The organism is Neisseria sp., assembly GCF_030523955.1.
GTDB lineage: Bacteria > Pseudomonadota > Gammaproteobacteria > Burkholderiales > Neisseriaceae > Neisseria.
In genome coordinates this window covers 1-5946 of sequence record NZ_JAUNHL010000094.1, presented here as the reverse complement: position 1 = coordinate 5946, position 5946 = coordinate 1, and the positions used below count along the sequence as shown (strand labels likewise).

4 protein-coding genes are annotated in these 5946 nt (G+C 52.1%); all 4 read left to right on the top strand.

From position 1 onward, the window contains the following. A partial coding sequence (locus tag Q4C79_RS12850) for a hypothetical protein (RefSeq protein WP_303091419.1) occupies nt 1-332 on the top strand: 332 nt, incomplete at its 5' end. A gap of 359 nt (nt 333-691) precedes the next feature. Next, a complete protein-coding gene (locus tag Q4C79_RS12845) occupies nt 692-2758 on the top strand; it encodes a TonB-dependent receptor (protein ID WP_368492244.1) in 2067 nt (688 codons plus the stop codon). Nucleotides 2759-3232: 474 nt separating this feature from the next. Then, entirely contained in the window at nt 3233-4597 is a 1365-nt protein-coding gene (gene urtA / locus Q4C79_RS12840) for an urea ABC transporter substrate-binding protein (protein ID WP_303091417.1), read from the top strand. A 103-nt stretch (nt 4598-4700) separates the two neighbouring features. Continuing rightward, on the top strand, nt 4701-5946 hold a 1246-nt coding region (locus Q4C79_RS12835), incomplete at its 3' end, for a hypothetical protein (RefSeq protein WP_368492243.1).

Below are 5946 nucleotides of genomic sequence, written 5' to 3'. Positions count from 1 at the left end.
CTAACGCAGATTTAACTGGGGCAAATTTCATTGGTACCTGGTCATTAAACACGGCTATATTTGATCATCAAACGATATTCACAGGTGTTTTGATTGATGAACAAACCGTTCAACAACTTCCTCTAGATCCATCAGATCCAAGAAATAGGGAGCTCATTATTGTGAATCAGCCAAAAGGGAACGCAACTGGAGCAAAACAACGATGGTATTGTCGATCCAAAAAAACTGGAAATTTTTATACGTTTGCTATTGATGTGTACATAGATTTAACAGACACACAACAAAGAAACCAAGCCAATTGGGAAATTACCATGCTGAACAAGGATTGGTAACACAGTATTCAGAATCTTCTAAAAGCGCACGCGGCAACGCACAAACCAATGCCTGTCTGAAAACCTTTCTGCAAAGAAAAGTTTTCAGACAGGCATTTTGCCTTGCTGCTCAAACCGGAGTTTTGGGCAGCAGGCGTTTGATTATTGTACAAGTCTCAAACTCTATTCCTTATTCGTCCATCCGTTATTATAAAATTTAAACAATAACCACTATCATTTACTTTGCATGTGCCTGCTTTTATAATGCGGGAAAAAACATAACGCATATTTAATCCCGTTAACTATATTTTGAGAAACTACTTATGATCAACCTCCCTTCAAGACCGCGCCGCCTACCTTTGTTGCTGGCGGCGGCTTTTATGCCGGCAAGCGCTTTGGCCGATAGCCAAGCGGCGGATTCTGAAAATTATGTGGCCGTATTGCCCACCATCGAAGTAGTCGGCCAGGCCGATACCAATATTCTGAAAGGCTATGTGAATTATGACGAAGCCGCCGTTACCCGCAACGGCCAGTTGGTGAAGGAAACGCCGCAAAGCATCGATATTCTCAATATCCAGAAAAACAAAAACTACGGCACCAATGATTTAAGCTCGATTCTCGAAGGCAATGCCGGTATTGATGCCGCTTATGATATGCGTGGCGAGAGCCTGTTTATCCGCGGCTTTCAGGCAGACGGCAACGATATTTACCGCGACGGTGTGCGCGAAAGCGGCCAAGTACGGCGCAGCACCGCCAATATCGAGCGGGTGGAGATTCTCAAAGGCCCCTCTTCTATTTTGTACGGCCGCACCAACGGCGGCGGCGTGATCAATATGGTGAGCAAATACGCCAACTTCAAACCAAGCCGCAATATCGGCGCGTCTTACGGCTCGGATGCCGCGCGTAGCCTGAACCTTGATATTAACGAAGTGATCAACGACGATAACGTGGCCGTGCGCTTGAGCGGCGAAATCGGCAAGACCAATTCGTTCCGTTCCGGCATCGACAGCAAAAACGCCATGATTTCGCCCAGCGTTACCGTAAAACTGGATAACGGCCTGAAGTGGACGGGGCAATACACTTACGACAGCGTAGAGCGCACGCCCGATCGCAGCCCAAGCCGCACGGTTTATGAGCAAATGGGCATTTCGCGCAACCAAGGCTTTGCCCATCCCAACGATTTTGTGAAAGACAAGCTGCAAGTTTGGCGCTCCAATCTCGAATATGCGTTCAACCCCGATTGGCACCTGCAATGGCAGCTTGCCCACCGCAGTGCGTCGCAGGATTTCGACCATTTCTACGGCGGTACGTTTAACGCCGACACCGGCCTGCTCAGCCGCAGTTATGCTTGGCAGCAAACCGACAATAAAACCCTTTCGAGCAACCTCACCCTCAACGGCAAATTCAAAATCGGCCGTTTCGACAACCATTTAACCATCGGCTTCGATGCCAGCCGCGAGAAGCGCCATCCGCAGCTGGCGTTCCGCAGCAATTATGTGTCGATCAACCCTTACAACCGCAGCAGCTGGCCCGCTTCCGGTCGCCTGTTGCCGATGGCGACCGACAACCGCCACGAAGCCGATTCATACGGCCTGTTCGCACAAAATATTTTCTCGGTTACACCCGATATCAAACTGGTGGCGGGCGGCCGTTTCGACCGCTATAAGGTGAGCAGCACCTTTATCGACAACAGCCACTACAGCTACAGCGGCCATACCTTCAGCCCCAATTTCGGCGCAGTATGGAACGTAAACCCCACGCACACCCTCTATGCCGGCTACAACAAAGGCTTCTCACCGCTGGGCGGGCGCACTTATCTGGGCTTAAGCTCGGCGGATGAACAGGCCAACTCCAATACTTCGCCCGAGTTTTCCAAACAATACGAAGCCGGCATCAAAAGCTCTTGGCTGGACGAGCGCCTAAGCACCACGCTGGCGGTTTACCAGCTCGAGCGTTACAACATCCGCTACCGCCCCGACCCTGAAAATTCGCCCTACGAATGGGCGGTGAGCGGCAAACAGCGTTCGCGCGGCATCGAATTGGGCGCCTTGGGGCAAATCGCGCCCAAATGGTATCTGCGCGGCTCCATCGGCGTGATGGAAGCGAAAATTTTGGAAGACACGCAAAATCCGGAGCGTGTCGGCCGCCATCTGAACAACAGCAGCAACATCACCGGCAATCTGTTTGTGCGCTACACGCCCACCGAAAAACTCTACGGCGAGCTGGGCGTTACCGGCACCGGCAAACGCTATTACACCAACGAGCGCACCGGCGTAGTGGAAAACATCCCCGGCTTCGCCCGCGTGGATGCACTGGCCGGCTGGAACCACAAAAACCTCAACTTCACGCTGGCGGTGAACAACCTGTTCAACCAGAAATATTGGCGCTCCAACGATATGCCCGGCAATCCGCGCGGCGTTACGGCGCGGGTGAATTACAGCTTCTGATGCCGTTTGTGCCTTATCAGGCCTATCTGAAAACTTTTTCAGACAGGCCTGAATATTTAAGATCCGAAGCCCCCTGTTATAGTGGTTTAAATTCGGGATAGAACAGGTTAGGCAACGCTGTACTGTAGCGGATTCACACATTTTCAGAAGCAAACAACCTACTTTTTGCAAAAGCCTTCCTGTGGTAACGGAAAATCCAGCCGTATGCCTGTCTGAAAACTTTTCGCTTCGCTAAATGATTTTCAGACAGGCATACGGTTTTTTGCGTACTGCCTCTTGCCGTTTAATTCTTGCAAAAACAATCTGCTAATAGATTTTTTACGGCCCGCCAAGCTCTGCCTCCTCCCGTTTTACCGCCAAAACAATCCGCCGTTTTTTCTTTTGATTGTAAATTTTGTAGACATTTTTACATTAATTAATTATTATTCATTAAAACATTGTATACATTTTTACTTTATCCGATCAGGAGTCGTTATGAAACCGCTATCCCGCCGTTCTTTCCTTTTATCTTCTATCGCCTGCTCCTTAATTTTGGCAGCTTGCGGCCAACCGGCCGAAAAAGCGTCGGCATCCGCGCCCGCCTCGGGCAGTACCGCATCCGATGCCGCTAAAGCGCCGGCTGCTTCGGGAGACACCATCAAAGTCGGCGTTTTGCATTCCTTAAGCGGCACCATGGCCATTTCCGAATCTGCGCTCAAAGATACGGTGTTGATGCTGATCGACGAACAAAACGCCAAAGGTGGTGTGTTGGGTAAAAAACTGGAAGCAGTAGTGGAAGACCCGGCTTCCAACTGGCCGCTGTTTGCCGAAAAAGCGCGCAAGCTGCTGGCGCAAGACAAAGTGGCGGTAACGTTCGGCGGCTGGACATCCGTTTCGCGCAAATCGATGCTGCCTGTGTTTGAAGAATTGAACGGCATTTTGTTTTATCCCGTGCAATGGGAAGGGCAGGAGAGCAGCAAAAACATTTTCTACACCGGGGCCACCCCGAACCAACAAGCCTTGCCGGCGGTGGATTATTTGTTGGAACAAGGTGTGAAACGTTTCGCGCTGTTGGGCACTGATTACGTTTATCCGCGCACCACCAATAAAATTCTTGAGGCCTATCTGAAATCGAAAGGCATTCCGGCCGAAGATATCATGGTGAATTACACCCCGTTCGGCCAATCCGATTGGCAGTCTATCGTTTCGGACGTGAAGAAATTCGGCAACTCCGGCAAAAAAACCGCCGTGGTTTCCACCATCAACGGCGATGCCAACGTGCCTTTCTATAAAGAATTGGCCAACCAAAGCATTTCGCCCGAGCAGATTCCGGTGATCGCCTTCTCGGTGGGCGAACAGGAATTGGCCGGTATCGATACCAAACCCTTGGTCGGCCACTTGGCAGCGTGGAATTATTTTGAAAGCATCGACACGCCGGCCAACGAGAACTTTATCAAAGCTTGGAAGGCATACAAGAAAAGCGATACCGCCGTTACCAACGACCCGATGGAAGCCACCAAAATCGGTTTCGATATGTGGGTGAAAGCGGTGGAAAAAGCCGGTAAAACGGATTCCGATGCGGTTCAGGCCGCGCTCATCGGCATCGAAGTGCCCAACCTTTCCGGCGGCACCGCCAAAATGCTGAAAAGCCACATGATTTCCAAACCGGTTTTGATCGGTGAGATTCAAGACAACGGCCAGTTTGCCATTGTGAACCAAACCCCGGAAGTGGAGGGTTTGGCTTGGTCTACCCTGCTGCCTGAATCGAAAAACCTGCTGGCAGACTGGACCGATCCCATCCGTTGCGGCGCATACGATTCCGTTGCCAAAAAATGTACCGCCGGTATCAAAACAGAATAAGGCAGCTTCAGCCGTTTGAATATTCACGCAAGTTCAGCCATCAGCCGGTTGCGGCGTGCGGCTCAAACGGCTTTTTTCACCTCATTATCAGAAGGAGTATCCGGTGGTTTATTCTGCTTTATTCCGATTACAAATGCTGCTGGCATTGAGCACGGCTCTGCTGTTTGTGCCGGCAGCCCGCTCCGAAACCGAAGCGGCTGCTTCCGGCGCTGCACCATCCGCTGCCGCAATTGATACGGCGGCCAGCCCGGCGCAACAACTGGCGGGCAACAATTTCAACGAGAAACTGGCGGCGCTGGAAGCCATGGCCTCCGGCGGCAATCCTCAGCTGGATACGTTCCGAGCCCTGTCTGAAGGCAGGTTGTACAGCGACGGCAAGCAACTGTGGATCAAATCCGCCCAAGGCGATCGGTTTGCGCCGGCACACAACCCGGATCAGCTGGCAGACAAACCCGCCAATGTCAAAAAAGTCATGATCAACAACAAAATACGGGTCTGGCTGAAAAACCATCTGGCGCAATTTGCCGTTAACGACAACAACCCTGCCGTGCGCAAAAAAGCCATGGAAGAAATGCTGGCCAAAAACGACGCCGCCTCGCTGCCGCTCGTACAGGCTGCTTTGGCCAAAGAAAGCGATGCTTCGGTGCGCGCTTTAATGGAAACCTATATCGCCCGTGCCGACTTGGCCGGCGCGGATACGGCCCGCCACTCCCGCGCCATCGATATTCTGGCCGAACACGCTTCTGCGGAAAATCTTGCGCTGCTGCAAAACTATGCCCGTAGCGCGCCTACCGAAACCTTGAAAAAACAGGCACAAAAAGCCGCTTCGTCTTTAGAAACCAAGCTGACTCTGCTCTCCGGCGCCGAAACCTTGAGCTTTGGTTTGAGCCTCGGCTCGGTGTTGGTGCTAACCGCCATCGGACTGGCGATTACCTTCGGCGTGATGGGCGTAATCAATATGGCGCACGGCGAGTTGATGATGATCGGGGCTTACTGCGCCTATGTGGTGCAGCTGCTGATGCCCAACCATATCGGTGCTTCGGTGTTGGTGGCCATACCGGTGGCTTTTGCGGTAAGCGGTTTGGTGGGGATTCTGATCGAGCGGCTGGTGGTGCGCCATCTGTATGGCCGCCCGCTGGAAACGCTGTTGGCCACCTTCGGTATCAGCCTGATTCTGCAACAGGCGGTGCGCAGCATTTTCTCGCCGCTCAACCGCATGGTGCAAACGCCCGATTGGATGAGCGGTTCGCTCGAAATCGTTAGCGGCCTCTCCATCACTTGGAACCGCATCTACATCTTCTTTTTCTGCCTCGCCTGCTTCTTGGCGCTGTGGGCGGTGATGAAACGCA

Bases quoted from the DNA above. Each gene is read 5' to 3' on its own strand.
- Q4C79_RS12845 (WP_368492244.1), top strand. From the start codon at position 692: ATGCCGGCAAGCGCTTTGGCCGATAGCCAAGCGGCGGATTCTGAAAAT.
- urtA (WP_303091417.1), top strand. From the start codon at position 3,233: ATGAAACCGCTATCCCGCCGTTCTTTCCTTTTATCTTCTATCGCCTGC.